A 20,081-nucleotide genomic window follows, 5' to 3' on the forward strand; every position below is an offset into this window, starting at 1 on the left:
GTTATCAAAAATACTATGAGCAATTGTATAAAAATAATTTTATTTATATTTTTAATATTCCAAAATACTCAAGTTTCTGCTCAAAATCATAATTTTGATATTTGGGTAGTGGATTTTAAAAAGAAAGCTATTGAAAAAGAAGGGATCAGTTCTGCCACTGTAAACAAGGCCTTCTCAAGAGTTAAATTTTTAAAAAAGCTTTTGATTTATGACAAACGTCAACCAGAGTTCATTGAAAAAACAGAAACTTACATAGGAAAAAGGGTTAATAAAAAAAGAGTTCTGAAGGCCAAGAGTCTTTTGCTAGAAAATAAAAATTTACTTTCCAGAATAGAGAAAGACTTCGGTGTTCCAAAAGAATATTTGGTGGCCTTGTGGGGAATTGAAACTAGCTTTGGAAGGCATCGCGGTAAGGTTGATATTATATCGGCCCTAGCAACTTTGTCATTTGATAAGAGAAGATCTGCATATTTTTCAAAAGAACTAATTACTATTTTGCGATTAATAGATAAAAAGAAAGTTAAATTAGAAAACCTGTATGGTTCATGGGCTGGAGCTCACGGTAATTTCCAATTTATGCCATCCTCTATCAATAATTATGCCATTGATTATGACAAAGACGGGCAAATAGATTTAGTGAACTCCCTTGAGGATTCATTTGCATCAGCTGCAAATTATCTTAAAACAATAGGGTGGAATAAAAAAATTTCTTGGGGCTACAAAGCAATAAGTGCCGATAAAATTGACAATTCTTTGGTCACTATTGATGCAAGAAAATTAAAAAAAACCCTATCTAGAAATGATTTAATTAATAATAAAATTTCTATAAAAAATAATAAAAAAGCCAAAGGTAATTTTAAATTAATAAGACCGGACGGCAAAGATGGGCCTATTTTTTTAGTAACCACAAATTATGAAAAATTATTAAACTGGAATAGATCATTACGATTTGCAATAACAGTGGGTTTATTTGCTGACCTTTTGAAAAATGCCTAAAAATAAATCACTTATAATTTTTAGTTTTTTGTTTCTTTTTTCATGTACCAACATAGGTAAAGTTTCTTTAACCGAGAAAATTGGTTTTTCTGGCAACTTAGGATCTTTAAGCTCTTATAAAAAAAACACCCAAGCAGTTGTAGCTCAGGATTTTAAAGGTAATTCACTAAAAATTACTAATCTCGCCAATCGAAAATCTATAAATTTGCAATATATTGAAAAAAAACCAATTCCAGAATCTCGAATAATTTATATTTCAGATGCTGTTGTCAGTTCACTAGCAATAGAAAAAGATTTACCCTACGTAAAAATAGAATCCATTAAAAAAAATCCTACTTTTGTTGCGAATAAAGCAAAAATTTTTAAAGAAGAAAGAAAAATCAAAAAGGCAAACAAAGTTAGTGATGTCAAAATTATTTCTTTGAGTGGGGGAAAAAATATAAAAAAATATAAGCATAAAAATCTTATTTATTTAGAATTCGGCTCTTTTTATTACTTAAAATATGCGAAAGATCTTAGAAATAGTTTAAAAGATTTTCTTTCTAATCAAAATATTGCTATTAAGGGCTCACCTGGAAATTATCTTTTAATAATAGGGCCAATTGGCAATATGAACAAATACGACTTAATTTACAGTAAGCTGAAAGCTAATAATTTTGAAGGCTACCAAATAAAAGTTAAATGAAAAAAATTACAATCTTATTAATAAGTTTTTTTTTAATACAAGCTTATAACGCCAATGCATTAATTACTTCTGCCAAGCAGGCAATTTTGATGGATGTAAATTCTGGCCAAGTTCTTTTTAAGAAAAATGAAAATGAAAAAATTTCTCCTGCGTCTATCACTAAGGTCATGACCTCCATCATAGCTTTTGATCTAATTAAAAGCGGTGAGTTGAAATTAAACGAAAAATTCTTAGTTTCCAACAAAGCTTGGAGAATGGCTAAGCAAGGCTATTCTTCTATGTTTATAGTTCCAAATGACAGAATAACTGTTTTAAATTTATTAAAAGGTATAATTATAGCTTCAGGAAATGATGCGTGCATCGCATTGGCTGAAGGAATTGCAGGCTCTGAGGCTGCGTTTGCTTCCATGATGAATGACAAGGCGAAATCAATTGGCATGACTAACACAAACTTTTCAAATTCTTCTGGAATTTATTCTGAGGACAATTACTCAACAGTTAGCGACATTAGTTTAATGTCCGTTTATTTAATTAAAGAATTTCCAGAATTGTACAAAATGTATGCAGAGAGAACCTTCACTTGGGATCGTACTGGTGGAAATCCAATCACCCAATCTAATAGAAATACCCTATTATATAAAAATTCAAAAGTAGACGGAATTAAAACCGGTCACCTTAATGACTCTGGCTACTCATTGGCTGCTACCATGCTTGTAAATAATCGTAGGATTTTAAGCGTTGTAAGTGGAACAAATTCACAAAAAGAAAGAGCAAAAGAATCTTTAAAATTATTAAATCATGCAATAATTACTACTGAGTTACTTTTGGTTAAAAAAGAAAATCCTCTATTTTCTATCAATACATGGAATGGAAAAAAATCATCAATAAAATTAGAATTGGAAAAAGACCTATACATCACTTACTCTAAAAGAAGGTCTAGAGATATTAAGATGTATTTAGAGGTATCCGAACCAATTAAAGATCATTTTAAGGCAAGTGATCAATTGGGTGTATTAAGAATTAAAGACAAAAACGGGCTAGATATAAAACAGCCACTATTTGCAACCGAAGATTTTAAAAAAATTAATTTTATAAAAAGATTTTTTAATTCCATAGGTTTCTTAGTATGGGGTTAAATCGTGGTATTTTTATCACTTTTGAAGGTATTGAGGGATCTGGAAAATCAACTCAAATAAAACTTCTTTATAAATTTTTAAAAGCAAATGTATCAAAAAAAATTTATCTTACGAGAGAACCCGGTGGTACTAAAATTTCAGAAAAAATTAGAAAACTAGTAATAAAGGATCTAAACGAAGAAAATAATCCCTTAACTGAACTTTTTTTATTATTTGCTGCCAGGGCAGAGCATTACGATTTAATAAAGGAAAAACTTAGATCTGGCTATATAGTGCTTTGTGATAGGTATCTAGATTCCACTATTGCTTACCAACATTTTAATGGGTCTATTGATTTGAAATTAATACACTACCTTCAAAAATTAATAGACAAAAACATAAGACCAAACCTAACAATTCTTTTAGATGCAAATCCAAGTGTAAGTAAAAAAAGAATGCATTTAAGAGCAAAAAAATTAGATAGATTTGATAGAGAATCTTTAAAAAAAATGAACATTATAAAAAAAGGCTTTTTAGCAATTGCAAAAGTGGAAAAGAAAAGAATTTTTGTCATTAATGGCAACGCAGATTTGGATTTGATTCATGATAAAATTAAATCAAAAGTTTTAAAATCTTTAATTAAATGAGCAAAGTTGAAAATATAACAAGACAAAAACTTTATGATTTGGTTTTTCAAGAGCTAGGTTTGTCGAAAATTAGCTGTTCAGCTTTTGTAGACACTTTGTTTGATTCTCTCATAGCTAATTTGAAAAAAGATAAAAAAGTTAAAATAGCTTTATTTGGTACCTTTTCTAAGAAAAACAAAAAAAGCAGAGTTGGAAGAAACCCAAAAACAAAAGAAGAAAAAACTATCTCTTCTAGAAATGTCGTTACCTTTAAGGCTTCTAAGCTTTTAATAAAAAAAATTAATAGATTTAATGCTTAAGAAAAAGTCTGGTGCATTTAAAAATATTAGCGAATTAGCCACGGAGATTGGCTTGATGGACAAAAATACTGGCAAGCCGAAAACTCATGTTATCAGATTTTGGGAAAAAAAATTTAAAATCTTAAAACCTAGCCTCCTACTAAACAAACGAAGATATTACTCAGAAGTCGATATAAAGCTTTTTCGGAGAGTTAAAACACTCTTAAAAGACAAGGGCATGACCATAAAGGGTGCTATTATAGCTATGGAAAAAGAGTATTCTGTTGACTATAAAAAAATCAATAATATAAGTTCAGAAAATAATTTATTAAAAATTAATAAAATAATTAAAGAATTAAAAGAAATACTGTAAATGGCAAAAAAATCACACGTTAAGGTAAGATTAGTTCCTGAAGATAAGCCAAATAGTCGTTTTAACTACTATGTAAAAAAGCCTACGGCCGGTGACAAGGCTAAAGACAAATTAAAAATGAAGAAATATAACCCTGCCACTAGAAAGCACGAGTGGTTTGTTGAAAAAAAACTTCCACCTCACAGTAAGTAATTAGATTTTTTCTCTTTCTAATTTTATAAAAGACCTAATCATAGCCTTCCATAAATTTTCAATAACATAGGGCTCAATATTTAAAGCTTTCCCTTTTCTTACAAGCTTTTTAAGCATGCTAGCTATTCTTTTTTGGTCAACAATTTCACTTCTCTTTTTGTATTTTGTGATTTTCATGACTTCTTTTCTTCTAAGACTTAAATATTTTAAGATTTGATCGTCTATTTTATCAATACTATTTCTAATTTTTTTAATATTAAGAAGTTTATTTTTTTGTGACAATTTAGCTTTTTTAATCATATGTATAAAATTATATAAAAGAACATGGCAAATTTACAACTAAATAAATACTTTAAAATTTGGCATTTGGCATTATTAACGACTCTTATCCTGCTTGTCAGCATTGGTGGTTTTACGAGATTAACGCATTCAGGTTTATCAATTACAAATTGGGAGGTTTTTACAGGAATACTTCCGCCGCTTAATAAAGAATCTTGGATACAATACTTTGGTCTGTACAAGTCTATACCCCAGTACCAAGAACTAAATCTTGGCATGAGCTTGAATGAATTTAAATATATTTTTTGGTGGGAGTATATTCACAGGCTATTAGCTAGATTTGTTAGCCTTTTATACATCCTGCCATTATTTTATTTTATTTATAATAAATTTATTTATCGCCACAATTATCCTTATTATTTTTTGATATTTTTTCTTTTTATATTTCAGGGCTTTTTAGGCTGGTACATGGTAAAGAGTGGACTATCAATAAATGTGGATGTTAGTCACTTTAGATTAGCAGCGCATTTAGTGGGGGCTATTATTATTATAACACTAGTCTATTGGAGTTATTTAAACCACGTAAGGCAAAACTTAAAAATTAATTATATACCAAAAAAAAATATAATCTTTTTATTAGTTTTCTTAATTTTTATCCAAATTATTTATGGAGCTTTTACTTCAGGCCTTGATGCAGGGCGAATATACCAAACATGGCCACTTATGAATTCTCATTTTCTTCCAGAAGAAGTTTCTTTTATATCATTTTTTTCTACAGAAGCTTTTTATGACCGGGCTCATATCCAACTAATTCACAGACTAAATGCTTATTTAATTTTTTTGATTTTTGTAGTTATCTATATCTCTAATTACAAAAATTTAACCACCTATTTAAATCTTCCTTTCTTTCTTTTAATTTTTCAAATTATATTAGGTATAGGAACTCTAATCACTGGCCTTAATATCTACATGGCTGCTTTACATCAATTAACATCAATATTTCTACTTATGTCATTTATATTCGTGATATATAGGCTTAAATAGCATTTCTAATGTTGACATTTAAACTACCAAACAGTAATTACACCATCTTTCATGACTGACTTTATTAAAAAAAGCGAAATTCAAAATAACTGGTATCATATAGATGCTACTAACGCCGTTGTGGGAAGATTGGCAGCTGAAATTTCAAAAATTTTAAGAGGCAAAAATAAAGCTACTTTTACTCCTCATATGGATGATGGAGATTTTGTTATTGTAACTAACATTTCTAAAATAAAGTTTACTGGTAATAAATTTGATGACAAAAAGTATTATAGACACACTGGTCATCCAGGGGGTATTAAGGAAACTACACCTAAATTGCTGATGCAAAAAAAACCAGAGGAAATTCTAAAACTTGCTGTAAAAAGAATGTTGCCAGGAGGACCTTTGGCAAAAAAACAATTAACTAAGTTAAAAATTTACAAAGACGAAGGACATCCTCATTCAGCTCAAAAAATAAAAGAGATTAATTTTTCATCTTTAAATAAAAAGAATACTAGAACAAACTAATTATGAGCTTAGACATAAAAATTACCAAAGAAGCTAATTACGCTACAGGAAAACGAAAAGATGCTGTAGCAAGAGTTTGGCTTCTAGCTGGATCAGGAAAAATTTCTGTTAATGGCAGATTATACACCGAATATTTTAAAAGACCTGTTCATCAGCTTTTAGTTGAAAAGCCTTTGAAGATTACAGAAAAAACCAATCTTGTTGATATTGTTTGTACTGTTAAGGGTGGTGGAATGTCAGGCCAAGCAGGTGCTGTTACTCATGGGATATCCAAAGCCTTAGTAGTCTCTGACGAGACAATTAGAAAAATTGTAAAGAAAGACAAGTTACTAACGAGAGATTCTAGATCAGTTGAAAGAAAGAAATATGGTCAGAAAAAAGCTAGAGCTCGTTTCCAATTCTCTAAAAGATAATCATATTTCAAGCTTTTTAGTTTTGCTTTTGTTTTATGGCAAATATAAGTAATATTTTTATATTCTATGAAAAAAATTAAAGTTGCTATCGCCGGTGCCACAGGTTTTGTTGGTTTGGAGCTATTAAAAATTTTAACCAAACATCCAAATGTGGATATTTTATATTTATATTCTCAATCAAAATTAAAAAAATCAATTAATTTTTATTCCAAAAACTTTAAATTTAAAAAAAAACTACCCAATGTTTCAATAATGAAAAATCACGAGCTCAAAAATATCGATGTTATATTTACAGCGCTACCACATGGAGAAGCTCATTTGATTTCTAAAAAAATTAGAAGCAATTCTGTTTTGATTGATCTGTCTGCAGATTTTAGAATTGATAATAAATCTATTTTTGAGAAGTGGTATAAACTTCCGCATCAAGCTACGAAAGAACAAAAAAAATCCATATATGGACTAAGTGAGATTAATAGAAACTTGATTAAAAAAAGTAATTTTATTGCTTGTCCTGGATGCTACCCAACATCTATATTGTTACCCTTGTTACCTTTGGTTAAAAATAAGTTAATTAATACTAATAGCATTAAGGCTGACAGTAAGTCAGGCTATTCAGGAGCAGGGAAAAAAACTACTGACAAAAAACTCTATCCAAATATAAATGAAAATATTTCTATTTACGGAGTAGGACAGCACAGACATATGCCAGAAATCGATCAAGAATTATCAAAGTCTTCTAAGAAAAAAATTAAAATTTCCTTTACACCGCATTTAATACCTACCTTTAGAGGAATTTTATCAACCATTTATCTAGATCTTCCTAAGGGTATTAAAATTAAAAAAGTGAAAGATTGCTTGTTAAATTTTTATAAAAAAGAAAAATTTGTAAATATTGTAAATTCAAAAGAGATGATTAATACTAATAGAGTGTTAAATACTAATAATTGCAATATATCAGTTTATCAAACTAGATTTGATAACCAAATTATTATTGCTAGTTCTTTAGATAATTTGATTAAAGGTGCCGCAGGCCAGGCTGTGCAAAATTTTAATATTAGATTTGGTTTCAAAGAAACATTATCTTTAGTTTAAAACATGAAAACATTTAATATAGCAATCGCAGGATTAGGAAACATTGGCTTAGAAGTTTACAAAAATCTTACTAAAAATAAAAAGAATATTTTAGAAAAAACTGGATTTAAAATAAATATTTCTCATATTTCTGTCAAAAACCCTAGGAAGAAGAGGGGCATTTCTTTGCCAAAAAAACTATTTGTCACAAGCCCTTTGGATCTCGTTAAATTGGAGAATGTTGATATCATTGTAGAGTTGATTGGTGGAAGCGACGGAATGGCAAAAAAATTAGTCTTTGCTGCACTTAAAAATGGAAAGCACGTGGTCACTGCTAATAAGGCACTAATAGCTAAACACGGAGATGAACTTTCAATACTAGCTGAAAAAAATTCTGTAAACCTTTTGTTTGAAGCTTCAGTAGCTGGAGGCATACCTATTATTAAGTCTATAAAACAAGGACTCATAGCTAACAAAATTAACCATGTTTATGGAATTCTTAACGGAACAACCAACTTTATTTTAACTGAGATGGAAAAAAAACAATCTAGTTTTAAAGAAATTTTAAAAGTAGCTCAGTCAAAAGGATATGCAGAAAGCAACCCGCATTCAGATATAAGCGGTGCGGATGTTGCTTCTAAAATTTCTATTTTAAGTTCTATTTGCTTTGGAAGTAAAATTGTTAATAGCAATTTCCTAGTAGAAGGTATTAGTCATATTGATCTTTTAGATATTCTGTACGCAAAAAAATTAGGTTTTAAAATTAAATTATTAGCGATCGCAGAGATGGTCAATAATAAAATTAAACAACGAGTTCATCCCTCGTTAATTCCATCAACACTAGACATATCAAATATTGATGGCGTGACTAATGCAGTGGTTGTGGACGGAGTGCCTATTGGAAGGACAATATATGAAGGAGCTGGAGCTGGTAAAGGACCTACCTCATCTGCAATTATTTCTGACATCACATCTGTAATGGTCGGAAATGATGATTTTTCTTTTGGACTTTCGCCCAGCGCAAAGAAGACATTTAAATTATTCAATTTTAACGATCATAAAAGTAAATATTATTTTAGATTTTTAGCTCATGACAAGCCAGGCGTGCTTTCGGTAATAACTTCTTTACTAGCTAAAAATAAGATTTCAATACAGAATTTAATTCAAGATCCTGATCAGGGTAATCTATCAAGCATCATGATTATTACTCACCTATCTAAAGAAAAAGATATACAAGTTATTTTAAAAAAACTTCGTAACAAAAAAAATATTTTTAAAAAGATTGTAATGATTAGAGTCAGGGATGAAAATAAATTGTAATGTTAGATCATAAATTGTTAGAGCAATTCACCAAAGTCGCAGCTCAAGCTGCTTACTCTTCTTCATTGTTAAAAGGGAAGGGTGATAAGATAGCTGCAGATCAGGCAGCAGTAGATTCTATGAGAAGCTATTTAAACAAAATAGACATGAATGGAAAAATAGTTATAGGTGAGGGTGAGATGGATGAGGCACCTATGCTTTTTATAGGTGAAAAATTAGGCACAGGTAACGGAGAACCATTGGACATTGCCGTTGATCCTTTAGATGGAACTACCCTTACAGCCAAAAATCTTCCCGATGCGATTTCGGTGATAGCAGTTGCTGAAAAAGGAAATTTACTGCAAGCACCTGATACATACATGGAGAAAATAGCTATTGGACCTGATTACCCAGAAAATATTATTGATCTAGACAACTCTATAGAAACTAACCTTAACAACATGGCTGAATTTAAATCTATCAAACCTTCAGATTTGACCGTTTGCTTATTAGAAAGAGACAGGCATAAAAAAATTGTAGAATCTATTACGAAAATGTCAGCTAAAATTAAATTTATTTCAGACGGAGATGTTTTGGGAGCAATATATACTTGTATAAAAGATTTTAATGTAGATCTATATGTCGGAATAGGTGGGGCACCCGAAGGAGTTTTGGCTGCTGCAGCTATTAAATGTTTTGGCGGTCAATTTCAAGGAAGGCTTTCAATAACTGACAATGAAGAAAAATTACGAGCTACAAAGTTAGGAATAACAGATCTTAAGAAAAAATATTATTTGAATGATATTGTACGTGGAGATGTTATCTTTTGTGCTGGCGGCGTAACTGATGGCGAACTTTTAAAAGGAATTAGGATTGAAAAAAATAATTTTTTAGCAGATTTGCTTGTTCTTCATTCGGATAAAAAAATTATTAAAGTTTATACTGAAAAATTTGAAATATGATCAAGAATTCCGTTTCTGACCGGAATTGGATTTTAAGTAAATTTGACGAAAACAAAGTAAAAAAAGCCACTCAAGAACTGGGTGTTAGTGAAGTCCTTTGTAGACTTTTAGCGATTAGAAATGTGGAGGCAGATCAGTCTCTCGATTTTTTAAATCCCAAAATTAAAAATTCCATGCCTAACCCTTTTTTATTAAAATCTATGGATGAGGCTGTTAAGTTGATAATTAAGCACATTAAAGAAGAAAGTCACATCTGCATTTATGGTGATTACGATGTTGATGGAGCATCATCAACTTCAATTTTAGCAAGATTTTTAAGAAATTTTACTAATAATTTTTTTATTTTCATACCGGATAGAATACAGGATGGTTATGGACCCAATTTAAAAATTTTTGAAGATATTGCGTCCAAAGGAGTTAAGTTAATTATTACTGTTGATTGTGGGACTACGTCTTTTGAGCCTATTGAGTATGCTAAATCAAAAAATATTGACGTAGTTGTAATAGACCATCACCAATCAACAGAAACTTTGCCCATAGCAAATGCCATTGTAAATCCTAATAGATTTGATGAAACGTCAAACTTAACCTACTTGTGCGCTGCTGGTGTAGCATTTTTGGTCTTGTCTGGGATTGTCACTAGACTTAGAGAGGAAGATTTCTTTAAAAAGAAAAATATTCAGGAGCCTAACCTTCTTAACTATTTAGACTTAGTCGCACTGGGAACTGTTTGTGATGTAGTTCCTCTCCAAGGATTAAATAGAGCGTTTGTTTTTCAAGGATTAAAAGTTTTGCAAAAAAGAAACAATTTAGGAATTAAGACTTTATCTGATGTTGCAAATATCAATTCCAAAATATCAACTTATCATCTTGGATATATAATTGGTCCTAAAATCAATGCTGGTGGAAGAATAGGTAAGGCAGATCATGGAGCCAACCTTTTATTAACAGAGGATCCTGAAATTGCATTTAAAATCTCTAAAGAATTGAACCAACTCAATGAAAAAAGAAAGAATATTGAGGGTATTATCTTAGAAGAAGCTATAAATATAGCAAAGCACAAAGACAATAATCCCGTATTAGTAGTTAGTTCAAATACCTGGCACGAAGGTATTATCGGAATCATTGCGAGCAGATTAAAAGATCATTTTAACAAACCTACATTTGTTATTAACTTTGAAGGTGATTATGGAAAAGGATCAGCGCGATCTTTGCCAGGCTTCGACATTGGTAGTGCTGTGGTTAAAGCAAAACAGTCCGAAATTATAACCAAAGGAGGAGGGCACAAAATGGCTGCCGGTTTTTCTATTAATCAAGATAAAGCTGATGAATTTGAGATTTTTTTAATTGACCTTTTTAACAAAAGTGGCTGCCAATCATCTAAAGAAAAAGACCTTTATATAGATAGCGTATTAGCCTCAAGCGCTGTAAATGAAAAATTTTTTAATGAAATAGACAAGTTAGCACCTTTCGGATCTGCCAATCGTGAACCCAGGTTTGTTATTGAAAATGTATCTATTACCAAATCATTAATATTAAAAGAATCACACATAAAAGCTTTTTGCAAAACATCCAACAATTCCAAAATTAATCTTATTTCCTTCAATAGCGTCAATACACCCATAGGATCTTATCTATTGAATGCAAAAAACAAAAAATACGATATTGCTGGAAGATTATCTTTAAATGAGTGGAATGGAAAAAGAGAAGTTCAATTTCTTCTTGATGATTTAGCTATATCTACCGACTGATGCATTTTTTTGATTGATTAATTGTTAGATTATCAATAAAAACCTTTTGAATGATGGTCCCTTCGTCTATCGGTTAGGACAGCTGGTTTTCATCCTGCAAAGAGGGGTTCGATTCCCCTAGGGACCGCCAAATAGTTTGATTTATAAAACTTTATTTAATTTCTTAATTATTTTTGAACTTTTGGGCTTTGTAAGTGAACTGTACACTTCTTCTACGTGACCATCTTTGTTAATCAATACTTTGTAAAAATTCCATTTAGGTACTCCAGATTTTCCATAATTATCTTTTACCCACTTGTAAAATGGATGTTGGTTTTTACCAATAACAGAAGTTTTTCCCATAATTGGAAATGTAATTCCAAAATTACTTTCACAAAAATTTTTTATTTCTTTATTACTTCCAGGCTCTTGATTTCCAAAATCATTTGATGGTATTCCTATCAAAACTAATCCTTTATCTTTATATTCTTCATGGAGTTTTTGAAGATCTTCATATTGTTTTGTAAAACCACATTGGCTAGCTACATTGACAACCATCAAAACCTTTCCTTTGTGCTGACTTAGAAGATATTTTTTTTCTTGAATGTCGTTAAAAGAAAAATTGTAAACGGTTTGATCAGATTTTGAAGAAACTTTTGAACTAAAAAAAGATAACATAATTATTGATACAATAAGTGTTTTTTTAATACTTGGCATTTTTTTTAGTTGTTGCTAATAACATTCCATAGCCCAAAAGAGTAGAAAACAAAGATCCTAATAGAACTCCTATTTTAACCTCATCCATAAAAGGTGAATTTGGAAAGGCAAGATTTCCTACAAATAAACTCATTGTAAATCCTATACCTGTCAATACTCCGACAGCATATAAGTTTATCCACGAACAATGCTTAGGCTTATCAGCCCAACCCAATTTAATTGCTGCAATAGAAAAAGCAAATACACCAAGCTGTTTACCGACAAATAATCCAAGTAATACACCCAATGTAACTTTATCTAAAACTTGGGCAAAACTAACTCCCTCGAGGTTAACACCGGCATTTGCAAATGCAAAAATTGGCATGATAATAAAAGAAACATAAGGTGCCACCGAATGTTCAATCTTTTTTAACAAAGAGGTTCTGTGAGTGCCATCTTTTTTATGAGGTATGGTGATTGCTAGCAATACTCCTGAGATTGTCGCGTGAATACCCGACTCGTGAGTAAAGTACCACATAAATAGTCCTACGATAATATATGGCAAAGATGTTTTGACACCATTTTTATTAAAAACTAATAGAAGAGCAAAAGATGCAAACATTAAAAAAAGATACGAAAGATTCATCTCAGTAGAATAAAAAATTGCTATAATAACAATGGCACCAAGGTCATCAATAATTGCAAGGGCAACTAAAAATACTTTTAAAGATAGCGGAACACGCTTTCCTAACAAGGATAGAACACCAATAGAAAAGGCAATGTCTGTAGCTGAAGGTATAGCCCAACCCCTTAATGTTTCTGGAGTATCGATATTTATTAAAACGTAAATGAGTGCTGGAACTAACATTCCACCAACAGCTGCAACAATAGGCAATAAGGCTTGCTTGGGTCTTGAAAGCTCTCCTTCTAAAAACTCCCTCTTAATTTCCAGTCCAACAACTAAAAAAAATACAGCCATTAACGCGTCATTAATCCAATGAAAAACTGATAGTTTCATATAAAAACCACCAAGCTGAAGGGTAATGTACTTTTCTAAGATATTGAAATATTCAACAGAAAGAGTTGAATTGCTGATTATTAGAGCAAGTATTGTCATTACAAGCAGTACAATACCAGCTGAAGTTTCATGTTTAATAAACCATTTGATAAAAGAAGATGTTTGAGTGATCATATGTGAATCTTGTAGCATTATTTTTTTAAAAAATAAATTCTATTTCTTTTCAATTATGCAAAATCTATGTATATAACTTATTTCAGTAGTCGGGGTGTAGCGCAGCCTGGTAGCGCATCTGCTTTGGGAGCAGAGGGTCCGCGGTTCGAATCCGTGCACCCCGACCAAAATATTATGAATAAAGCCAAAATTTACTCTCCAGCTAAAACCTCCATGCAATCGGCTAGGGGCAAATCAAAAAATTGGATTTTAGAATTTGATCGAGAGAATTTAGAAAAGGATTTTATTATGGATTGGGATTCGTCCTCAGACACAAAAAAACAAATTAAAATTATTTTTGAAAGCAAAGAAGATGCAATTACTTACGCTAATAAAAGAAATATTTTATACTCTGTCATAGAACCCAATAAAAGAAAAATTATTATAAAATCTTATGCTAATAATTTTCTTAAATAATTTATATGTTTAAATTTTTTACAAAAAAAAAATGGCAATTATGGTCTTGGTTGGGTTCCTTTGTAATTTTATTATCATTGTGGATTCAAGTAAAGATTGATGTAAAAATAAATGAATGGTTTGGGGTGTTTTATGACATGATTCAAAAAGCACTTGCTAAACCCAACTCTATTACAATTGAAGAATACTGGACAAATTTAGCATCATTTATTACACTTGCTGGTATATATGTAGCTCTATACGTCGTAATTAGTTTTTTTACAGCACACTTCTTGTTTAGATGGAGAGCTTCGATGGTGGAATGGTATCATTCTGTTTATGATAGAGCTCGCAAAATAGAAGGAGCGTCACAAAGAGTTCAAGAAGATACAATCAAGTTTACCCGTATTATGGAATCTCTAGGTACAAGCTTTATTGAATCAGTCATGGTATTAATACAATTTACTCCAATTTTATTAGGACTATCAGTCGGTATACCAATCTTCTTTTTTGGTGATTGGCAATATGGGTTGATAACTGGGGCATTACTTTGGACATTGGGTGGTACAGCATTCTTGATAGGATTAGGTTGGATATTACGTTTAGTTGGAGTTGAATATGATTTACAAAAGAAAGAAGCTGCTTACAGAAAGATATTAGTAGTAGCTGAAGATGATGGTAACGTTAGACCTAAAACAATAAATGAATTATTTGATGACGTTCGTTCAATTCACTTTTTAAGCTACATAAGGTATTTATATTTTAATATTGGTCGCATGGCTTACCTGCAAGCAAATGTGTTATCAGCTTATGTTTTCTTAGCTCCAGCTATTGTAGCAGGTGTTGTAACATTAGGTGTTATGCAGCAAATTATAAGAGCTTTTGGAAGAGTTGAAGGTTCCATGCAATACCTATTAAAAACTTGGCCTACCATTATAGAGTTTGCTAGTGTTTATAAACGTTTAAGAGAATTTGAGAGAGTAATAGGACATGGCAAATAAGGTTCAGCCTGTATCAATAATATTCAATACTCTATCTTTTTTGAAAATTTTCAACAACTGACTAAAATGTTGCTCAAGCTTAACATTTTTATTTTCTAAATTTTCAATCTCTTCTTTTGCTAATTGAAAAAGATCAGAATGATAAGCCGGATCAGCAATTATAAAATCTTTTTCTCCACTTTGTTTGTATCCAATAATATCACCAAAGCCTCGTAATTTTAAATCTTCTTCCGAAATATAAAAACCATCTAATGAAGATTTTAATATTTGAATTCTTTTTTTCCCATTTATGCCAATATTTTTTGAATACAATAAAAGACAATGAGCATCTACCTTGCCTCTACCAACACGGCCTCTAAGTTGATGTAATTGAGAAAGTCCAAAACGTTCACAGTTTTCTATTATCATTGTATTGGCATTTTGGTTATCAATACCAACTTCTATAACTGTTGTAGATACGATAACTTTAATCTTACCGCTAATAAAATCTTCCATGATTTTATTTTTCTCTTCACTTTTCATAGCACCATGCACTAAACCAACCTCAACTTTTAATTTCTTTTTCAAATATTCATATCTTTTTACTGCAGGGGTTAGTTTTAGTTTTTCACTCTCTTCAATTAAGGGAGTTACCCAATAAACTTGGTCTTTTTCATCTAATCTTTTTTTTAAAAAAAACATAACATCATCCATTTGCTCTGCGGGTTTAGCCAAAGTATTTATTGTTGTATTGTTAAATGGCTTTTCATTTATGGTTGAAATATCCATATCACCATAATTAGTTAAAATTAAAGTTCTAGGAATCGGCGTTGCTGTCATCAACAAAACATCTGTATTAACACTACCTTTTAAGGATAGATTTATTCTTTGTTGAACGCCAAACTTATGCTGCTCGTCTATAACAATTAAGCCCAAGTTGTTAAAAGTTGTTTTCTCTTGAAATAATGAATGCGTTCCTACAACAATATCAACCTTATTTTGAGATAATTGAAATCGTGTATCTACCTGTTCCGAACCTTTGATTTTACTTGTAAGAAGTTGAACATTCAAATTTTCATTTTCTAAAACTTTTTTAAATAATAAAAAATGCTGTTTGGCTAAAAGTTCTGTAGGGCATAAAAAAGCAACTTGGTAGCCAGATTTAACTGTTAGGTAGGCAGCAATCATAGCAACAGCTGTTTTCCCACTGCCAACATCTCCCTGTAAAACCCTAAGCATTTTTCTCTCTGAAGAAATATCTGTTAATATTTCTTTTAGGGCCTCTTGTTGCGATTTCGTCAAAGTGAAAGGAAGCATTTCTTTAATCTTTAAAAGATTATCCTCATCAATAACTTTTGAAACTTTTATTAATTTTTTTATTCTTTTTTTAATTTCAGAAAAAATTAAAAAGTTACTAAAAATTTCATCAAAAGCTAATCTTTTATAAAATTTAGATTCTTTATTTACATCACTTACATTTATGGGATTGTGAAGATTGTAAATTGCATCGTACCACGTTGGCCAAGCCATTTTTTTAAGAAAATCTTGACTATGCCATTCTCCAATATCCTTGAGTTTTCCAATTTCTTCTTTGTAAATTTTTTGAATAGTTTTGGGAGAAATTCCAGCTACAGAAGAATATTTGGCCATGATTTTTGTTATATCTTTTTCCTTATCAATGGACTGAATATAATCGGGATTGGTCATTTGATATTTGTTTTTATAAAACCCAACTTTACCACTAATCACAACCTCCTCATTTAATGGTAAAATTTGCCTAATATAACTTTCTCTGGAATTGAAAAATATTATATCTATAGAGCCATACTCGTCTTTACATGTAACTCTATTTGGTAAATTTCTAAAACGAGGAATGCTATATTTTATTGGCCTGACAAAAATTGTAGATATCACCCCAACTTCTAATTGATCTAATTTCGGACAAAATCTTCTATCTATCGCTCCTGTCGGTAAATTTAAAAATAAATCAATTTTATTTTCAATGCCTTTGTCGGATAGTTTTTTTGATATAACTGGGCCAACACCTTTGATTTTATTTACAGATGAAAATAAATCTTCAAATTTCATTTGATATTTCTATTGTTAATTATAAAAGAGTTCTATGATCTCTAACATAGACATACTTAGAAAAAAACTTCTGTTCAGGTCGTCGCACAGAGGGACAAAAGAGATGGACATATTGTTGGGTACTTTTTTTAAGGATAACTATGATTTATTGGAAGAAAAAGAGCTTCTAGAATTTAAGGTCCTGTTAATGATTACCGATAAAGCCTTATCAGACTGGTTAATCATGGGTAAAAATGATCCAGAAATTGAGAATATTGAAATTTCAAAAAAGTTAAAAGAGCACGTTATCATGCGAAAATTAAAGAATTAATCTTGTTAATTTTTATTTATTAGTTTAATAACCATTTATGGATTCAAAAGCTATTGGTCAGTTTGTACCGTTAATACTTATTTTTGTTATTTTTTACTTCTTGCTAATTAGACCTCAGCAAAGAAAAGTGAAAGAGCACAAAGCTATGGTAGATTCTGTTGCCCGTGGAGATATGGTTGTTGCAAGCGGCGGTCTTATGGGAAAAATTGTTAGAGTGCTGGAAGATGACAAGGTTGAGTTGGAAATATCTGACAATGTTATTGTTAAAGTTATCAGATCATCTATTTCTGCAGTAGTGAGCAAAACAGAACCTAAATAATTTTCCGTGCTATACTTTTCACGTCTTAAAGTATTTTCTATTATTTCTGTTATTTTTATTGGTATTTATTTTTTTTTACCCAACCTTTCATTTTTTAATAATAGTAAATTTTTTTCTGAAAAAAGAGTTAATCTCGGACTAGACTTGCAAGGAGGCTCTTATTTACTTTTAGAAATTGACTCCAATCCTCTCATAGAACAAAGATTGCAGACCAAAAGCCTTGAGGTTAGAAGAGAGTTAAGAAAAAATAACATTCAATACAAAAATTTTTCATTTTCTAAAAATTCTTTAGTTTTTACTTTCGATGAAAAACAAAAAGAAACTCTTGATAAAATACTTAACGAACGTTCAGTCAATTCAAATATAAAAACTGGAGGAAAGGAGTTTGAGATTATTTATGAAAACAATATTATAAAATTAATTTTTACTAAAGAAAATATAAATTTAATTAAAAAAAATGCTTTGGACCAATCAATTGAAATTGTAAGAAATAGAATTGATGAATTGGGAACTAAAGAACCAAACATTGTCACCAGGGGATTGGATAGAATTTTAGTTGAGCTTCCTGGATTGAAAGATCCTTCTGCCATAAAAAAACTCTTAGGAAAAACGGCCAAACTAACACTTAGATTTGTCGCCAATAGCAGCGATGAAAATTCTCTTGGTGTGGAAACCTTGTCGTCCAAAAGCTCGGGCAGTCAATATAGTGTTGAAAAAAGAATTATTATTTCAGGGGAAAATTTAATAGACGCGCAACCAGGCTTTGATCAATTAAACAACTCATCAGTTGTTAACTTCAAATTAGACAATATCGGCTCTAGAAAATTTGCTTTAGCTAGCAAAGAAAATGTTGGTCGATATTTAGCAATAGTCTTAGATAAAGACGTAGTAAGCTCACCAGTAATAAGAGAGGCTATTGTGACTGGAAGTGGTCAAATTTCAGGAAATTTTACAACTCAAGAGGCAAATGAACTTGCAATTTTACTAAGGGCAGGGGCTTTGCCAGCACCACTTAATATTATTGAAGAAAGATCTGTAGGTCCAGATCTTGGTAAAGAGTCTATTGAAAAGGGAATATTGTCCTTAATAATAGGTTTCTTACTTGTGATGATTTACATGATTTATAACTACAGAATCTTTGGCGTTTTTTCCAATGTATCATTATTAACCAACCTAGTTTTAATCAGTGGGGTTCTAAGTATCTTTGGTGCAACCCTCACATTGCCAGGTATTGCAGGAATTATTTTAACTGTTGGTATGGCAGTTGATTCAAATGTTTTAATTTACGAAAGAGTAAAAGAAGAATTGAAAAAAGAAAAAAATTACTTAATTGCTTTTGATACTGCTTATAAAAAAGTCTTAACGACTATATTAGATTCCAACGTCACGACTTTGATTGCCGCTTTTGTTCTTTACTATATGGGTTCTGGACCAGTTAAGGGTTTTGCAATTACTTTGGGCATAGGGATACTTTCTACTTTTTTTACAACCTATGTATTGGGTAGGCTCCTGGTTGCAAAATACATTAAAAATAACAAGGAAACTATTATTGTAATCTAAATGAATATTTATAATAAAAAATACAATTTTCTAAAATTCAAAAAACCATTTCTGATCTTGTCGACAATTCTTTTTGCTATTTCTCTTGGAGCATTTTTTACTAAAGGTTTAAATCTTGGTGTTGATTTTAAGGGTGGAACTGTTATCGAAATGAAATTAGCTCAACCATACAATTCTGAAGATATAAGAAAATCATTATTAAAAATTAACTTGGGCGATGTGGTTGTTAAAGAATTTGGATCAAGCAGAGAATTTCTAGCAACCATTGAAAAAAAAGGAAAGGATAATGATTTTGTTGGCTCTATTAAAAAACATTTAGAAAGTGATTTGGCTAGAGAGTTTGACTTTCGTAGAGTTGAAGTTGTTGGTTCTAAAATTAGTAAAGAGCTGACTAAAAGTGGTCTATACTCTGTTGTTTTGGCTTTATTTTTAATGCTAATTTATATTTGGATAAGATTTGAATGGCAGTTTAGCTTGGGTTCAATTTTAGCTTTAATTCATGATGTTGTTATAACCATTGGTGCTTTTAGCCTAGTTGGCTTTGAATTTAACTTATCTATTGTGGCTGCTATATTAACAATAGTTGGTTACTCCATGAACGATACAGTTGTAATTTACGACAGAATTAGGGAATTTTTAAAAATTGACGATCGTCAAGATATTCAAGAATTAATCAATGATGCGGTAAATTCTACTTTGCCCAGAACTTTAAAAACCTCAGTTACAACACTTCTTGCACTTGTGTCTATTTATGTATTTGGTGGTGAAATTCTTAAAGGTTTTTCTTTTGCTTTAATATGGGGTGTGTTGATAGGGACTTACTCTTCAATTTTTGTAGCAGCTCCAATTTTAGTTTTCTTTAAAGTAAAAAGAAATTGGGACGAAGAAGTAGACACTACTCCGTAAG

The 20,081-nt window shown here is 30.8% G+C and carries 24 protein-coding genes and 2 tRNA genes; 22 read left to right on the plus strand and 4 right to left on the minus strand.

The annotated features are described in order from the left end of the window. The first annotated feature begins 15 nt into the window (after positions 1–15). Genes SAR11G3_RS05195 through rpmG form a run of 7 tightly spaced genes read left to right on the plus strand, consistent with a single transcriptional unit; the run spans position 16 to position 4,286 of the window. Entirely contained in the window at positions 16–996 is a 981-nt protein-coding gene (locus SAR11G3_RS05195) for a lytic murein transglycosylase (protein ID WP_013695749.1), read from the plus strand. Next, positions 989–1,681, plus strand: coding sequence for a hypothetical protein (locus SAR11G3_RS05200; RefSeq protein WP_013695750.1), 693 nt, complete (start codon positions 989–991; stop codon positions 1,679–1,681). Before SAR11G3_RS05195 ends, SAR11G3_RS05200 begins: the two co-directional genes overlap by 8 nt. After that, positions 1,678–2,817: a D-alanyl-D-alanine carboxypeptidase family protein gene (locus tag SAR11G3_RS05205; protein WP_013695751.1), complete on the plus strand. Its 1,140-nt coding sequence runs from the start codon at positions 1,678–1,680 to the stop codon at positions 2,815–2,817. Before SAR11G3_RS05200 ends, SAR11G3_RS05205 begins: the two co-directional genes overlap by 4 nt. Beyond that, positions 2,808–3,443 (plus strand): dTMP kinase, encoded by a 636-nt coding sequence (gene tmk, locus SAR11G3_RS05210; RefSeq protein ID WP_013695752.1) that lies wholly within the window; start codon positions 2,808–2,810, stop codon positions 3,441–3,443. The genes SAR11G3_RS05205 and tmk overlap by 10 nt, the downstream gene beginning before the upstream one ends. Next, positions 3,440–3,742, plus strand: a complete 303-nt coding sequence (locus SAR11G3_RS05215; RefSeq protein ID WP_013695753.1) for an integration host factor subunit alpha — start codon at positions 3,440–3,442, stop codon at positions 3,740–3,742. Before tmk ends, SAR11G3_RS05215 begins: the two co-directional genes overlap by 4 nt. Further along, entirely contained in the window at positions 3,735–4,094 is a 360-nt protein-coding gene (locus tag SAR11G3_RS05220) for a MerR family transcriptional regulator (protein ID WP_013695754.1), read from the plus strand. Before SAR11G3_RS05215 ends, SAR11G3_RS05220 begins: the two co-directional genes overlap by 8 nt. Beyond that, complete coding sequence (rpmG, locus tag SAR11G3_RS05225) at positions 4,095–4,286, plus strand: 50S ribosomal protein L33 (protein WP_013695755.1); 192 nt, start codon at positions 4,095–4,097, stop codon at positions 4,284–4,286. Here the strand turns inward: rpmG and SAR11G3_RS05230 are convergent, their stop codons facing one another. Then, on the minus strand, positions 4,287–4,586 hold the full coding sequence (locus SAR11G3_RS05230) for a chorismate mutase (protein ID WP_013695756.1): 300 nt from the start codon (positions 4,584–4,586) through the stop codon (positions 4,287–4,289). A gap of 24 nt (positions 4,587–4,610) precedes the next feature. On the opposite strand from SAR11G3_RS05230, the gene SAR11G3_RS05235 reads away from it, so the two are divergent. From SAR11G3_RS05235 to SAR11G3_RS05270, 8 genes are all read left to right on the plus strand, one after another. Further along, the gene (locus SAR11G3_RS05235; RefSeq protein WP_013695757.1) at positions 4,611–5,609 is read left to right on the plus strand and encodes a COX15/CtaA family protein; all 999 of its coding nucleotides are present in this window, start codon (positions 4,611–4,613) and stop codon (positions 5,607–5,609) included. A 51-nt stretch (positions 5,610–5,660) separates the two neighbouring features. Further along, on the plus strand, positions 5,661–6,119 hold the full coding sequence (gene rplM / locus SAR11G3_RS05240) for a 50S ribosomal protein L13 (protein WP_013695758.1): 459 nt from the start codon (positions 5,661–5,663) through the stop codon (positions 6,117–6,119). Between the two features lie 2 nt (positions 6,120–6,121). Next, on the plus strand, positions 6,122–6,532 hold the full coding sequence (rpsI, locus tag SAR11G3_RS05245; protein WP_013695759.1) for a 30S ribosomal protein S9: 411 nt from the start codon (positions 6,122–6,124) through the stop codon (positions 6,530–6,532). 66 nt (positions 6,533–6,598) lie between these two features. Continuing rightward, positions 6,599–7,624: an N-acetyl-gamma-glutamyl-phosphate reductase gene (gene argC, locus SAR11G3_RS05250; RefSeq protein WP_013695760.1), complete on the plus strand. Its 1,026-nt coding sequence runs from the start codon at positions 6,599–6,601 to the stop codon at positions 7,622–7,624. 3 nt (positions 7,625–7,627) lie between these two features. After that, the gene (locus SAR11G3_RS05255; protein ID WP_013695761.1) at positions 7,628–8,923 is read left to right on the plus strand and encodes a homoserine dehydrogenase; all 1,296 of its coding nucleotides are present in this window, start codon (positions 7,628–7,630) and stop codon (positions 8,921–8,923) included. After that, positions 8,923–9,864, plus strand: a complete 942-nt coding sequence (glpX, locus tag SAR11G3_RS05260) for a class II fructose-bisphosphatase (RefSeq protein WP_013695762.1) — start codon at positions 8,923–8,925, stop codon at positions 9,862–9,864. Before SAR11G3_RS05255 ends, glpX begins: the two co-directional genes overlap by 1 nt. Continuing rightward, positions 9,861–11,615: a single-stranded-DNA-specific exonuclease RecJ gene (recJ, locus tag SAR11G3_RS05265; RefSeq protein ID WP_013695763.1), complete on the plus strand. Its 1,755-nt coding sequence runs from the start codon at positions 9,861–9,863 to the stop codon at positions 11,613–11,615. The genes glpX and recJ overlap by 4 nt, the downstream gene beginning before the upstream one ends. A gap of 55 nt (positions 11,616–11,670) precedes the next feature. Next, positions 11,671–11,745, plus strand: a tRNA-Glu gene (locus SAR11G3_RS05270). An 11-nt stretch (positions 11,746–11,756) separates the two neighbouring features. Here the strand turns inward: SAR11G3_RS05270 and SAR11G3_RS05275 are convergent. Then, a complete protein-coding gene (locus SAR11G3_RS05275; RefSeq protein WP_013695764.1) occupies positions 11,757–12,311 on the minus strand; it encodes a glutathione peroxidase in 555 nt (184 codons plus the stop codon). Then, positions 12,298–13,482 (minus strand): Na+/H+ antiporter NhaA, encoded by a 1,185-nt coding sequence (gene nhaA / locus SAR11G3_RS05280; RefSeq protein WP_013695765.1) that lies wholly within the window; start codon positions 13,480–13,482, stop codon positions 12,298–12,300. The genes SAR11G3_RS05275 and nhaA overlap by 14 nt, the downstream gene beginning before the upstream one ends. Positions 13,483–13,572: 90 nt before the next feature. Here nhaA and SAR11G3_RS05285 point away from each other — a divergent pair. The 3 genes from SAR11G3_RS05285 to SAR11G3_RS05295 all read left to right on the plus strand — a co-directional run bounded on the left by SAR11G3_RS05285 (position 13,573) and on the right by SAR11G3_RS05295 (position 14,918). After that, positions 13,573–13,649, plus strand: a tRNA-Pro gene (locus SAR11G3_RS05285). 7 nt (positions 13,650–13,656) lie between these two features. Then, positions 13,657–13,938 carry an NADH dehydrogenase ubiquinone Fe-S protein 4 gene (locus SAR11G3_RS07195; protein ID WP_041862530.1) on the plus strand — a complete coding sequence of 94 codons (282 nt, stop codon included), beginning with the start codon at positions 13,657–13,659 and terminating at the stop codon, positions 13,936–13,938. A 5-nt stretch (positions 13,939–13,943) separates the two neighbouring features. Beyond that, complete coding sequence (locus SAR11G3_RS05295; RefSeq protein ID WP_013695766.1) at positions 13,944–14,918, plus strand: putative transporter; 975 nt, start codon at positions 13,944–13,946, stop codon at positions 14,916–14,918. A gap of 3 nt (positions 14,919–14,921) precedes the next feature. Here the strand turns inward: SAR11G3_RS05295 and SAR11G3_RS05300 are convergent, their stop codons facing one another. After that, positions 14,922–16,985: an ATP-dependent DNA helicase RecG gene (locus tag SAR11G3_RS05300; RefSeq protein ID WP_013695767.1), complete on the minus strand. Its 2,064-nt coding sequence runs from the start codon at positions 16,983–16,985 to the stop codon at positions 14,922–14,924. 34 nt (positions 16,986–17,019) lie between these two features. Here SAR11G3_RS05300 and SAR11G3_RS05305 point away from each other — a divergent pair, with 34 nt between their 5' ends. From SAR11G3_RS05305 to secF, 4 genes are read left to right on the plus strand one after another with little or no spacing between them, the layout of a single operon-like run. Next, on the plus strand, positions 17,020–17,295 hold the full coding sequence (locus SAR11G3_RS05305; RefSeq protein ID WP_237697285.1) for an FAD assembly factor SdhE: 276 nt from the start codon (positions 17,020–17,022) through the stop codon (positions 17,293–17,295). Between the two features lie 37 nt (positions 17,296–17,332). After that, positions 17,333–17,614, plus strand: coding sequence for a preprotein translocase subunit YajC (gene yajC, locus SAR11G3_RS05310; RefSeq protein WP_013695769.1), 282 nt, complete (start codon positions 17,333–17,335; stop codon positions 17,612–17,614). A gap of 6 nt (positions 17,615–17,620) precedes the next feature. After that, positions 17,621–19,174 carry a protein translocase subunit SecD gene (secD, locus tag SAR11G3_RS05315; RefSeq protein WP_013695770.1) on the plus strand — a complete coding sequence of 518 codons (1,554 nt, stop codon included), beginning with the start codon at positions 17,621–17,623 and terminating at the stop codon, positions 19,172–19,174. Then, complete coding sequence (secF, locus tag SAR11G3_RS05320) at positions 19,175–20,080, plus strand: protein translocase subunit SecF (protein ID WP_013695771.1); 906 nt, start codon at positions 19,175–19,177, stop codon at positions 20,078–20,080. Position 20,081: the final 1 nt, after the last annotated feature.

This window comes from Candidatus Pelagibacter sp. IMCC9063, assembly GCF_000195085.1.
GTDB lineage: Bacteria > Pseudomonadota > Alphaproteobacteria > Pelagibacterales > Pelagibacteraceae > IMCC9063.

Excerpts from the sequence above, each read along its gene's own strand:
- SAR11G3_RS05195 (WP_013695749.1), top strand. The coding sequence starts at position 16 with ATGAGCAATTGTATAAAAATAATTTTATTTATATTTTTAATATTCCAA.
- SAR11G3_RS05200 (WP_013695750.1), top strand. The coding sequence starts at position 989 with ATGCCTAAAAATAAATCACTTATAATTTTTAGTTTTTTGTTTCTTTTT.
- SAR11G3_RS05205 (WP_013695751.1), top strand. The coding sequence starts at position 1,678 with ATGAAAAAAATTACAATCTTATTAATAAGTTTTTTTTTAATACAAGCT.
- tmk (WP_013695752.1), top strand. The coding sequence starts at position 2,808 with ATGGGGTTAAATCGTGGTATTTTTATCACTTTTGAAGGTATTGAGGGA.
- SAR11G3_RS05215 (WP_013695753.1), top strand. The coding sequence starts at position 3,440 with ATGAGCAAAGTTGAAAATATAACAAGACAAAAACTTTATGATTTGGTT.
- SAR11G3_RS05220 (WP_013695754.1), top strand. The coding sequence starts at position 3,735 with ATGCTTAAGAAAAAGTCTGGTGCATTTAAAAATATTAGCGAATTAGCC.
- rpmG (WP_013695755.1), top strand. The coding sequence starts at position 4,095 with ATGGCAAAAAAATCACACGTTAAGGTAAGATTAGTTCCTGAAGATAAG.
- SAR11G3_RS05230 (WP_013695756.1), bottom strand. The coding sequence starts at position 4,586 with ATGATTAAAAAAGCTAAATTGTCACAAAAAAATAAACTTCTTAATATT.
- SAR11G3_RS05235 (WP_013695757.1), top strand. The coding sequence starts at position 4,611 with ATGGCAAATTTACAACTAAATAAATACTTTAAAATTTGGCATTTGGCA.
- rplM (WP_013695758.1), top strand. The coding sequence starts at position 5,661 with ATGACTGACTTTATTAAAAAAAGCGAAATTCAAAATAACTGGTATCAT.
- rpsI (WP_013695759.1), top strand. The coding sequence starts at position 6,122 with ATGAGCTTAGACATAAAAATTACCAAAGAAGCTAATTACGCTACAGGA.
- argC (WP_013695760.1), top strand. The coding sequence starts at position 6,599 with ATGAAAAAAATTAAAGTTGCTATCGCCGGTGCCACAGGTTTTGTTGGT.
- SAR11G3_RS05255 (WP_013695761.1), top strand. The coding sequence starts at position 7,628 with ATGAAAACATTTAATATAGCAATCGCAGGATTAGGAAACATTGGCTTA.
- glpX (WP_013695762.1), top strand. The coding sequence starts at position 8,923 with ATGTTAGATCATAAATTGTTAGAGCAATTCACCAAAGTCGCAGCTCAA.
- recJ (WP_013695763.1), top strand. The coding sequence starts at position 9,861 with ATGATCAAGAATTCCGTTTCTGACCGGAATTGGATTTTAAGTAAATTT.
- SAR11G3_RS05275 (WP_013695764.1), bottom strand. The coding sequence starts at position 12,311 with ATGCCAAGTATTAAAAAAACACTTATTGTATCAATAATTATGTTATCT.
- nhaA (WP_013695765.1), bottom strand. The coding sequence starts at position 13,482 with ATGATCACTCAAACATCTTCTTTTATCAAATGGTTTATTAAACATGAA.
- SAR11G3_RS07195 (WP_041862530.1), top strand. The coding sequence starts at position 13,657 with ATGAATAAAGCCAAAATTTACTCTCCAGCTAAAACCTCCATGCAATCG.
- SAR11G3_RS05295 (WP_013695766.1), top strand. The coding sequence starts at position 13,944 with ATGTTTAAATTTTTTACAAAAAAAAAATGGCAATTATGGTCTTGGTTG.
- SAR11G3_RS05300 (WP_013695767.1), bottom strand. The coding sequence starts at position 16,985 with ATGAAATTTGAAGATTTATTTTCATCTGTAAATAAAATCAAAGGTGTT.
- SAR11G3_RS05305 (WP_237697285.1), top strand. The coding sequence starts at position 17,020 with ATGATCTCTAACATAGACATACTTAGAAAAAAACTTCTGTTCAGGTCG.
- yajC (WP_013695769.1), top strand. The coding sequence starts at position 17,333 with ATGGATTCAAAAGCTATTGGTCAGTTTGTACCGTTAATACTTATTTTT.
- secF (WP_013695771.1), top strand. The coding sequence starts at position 19,175 with ATGAATATTTATAATAAAAAATACAATTTTCTAAAATTCAAAAAACCA.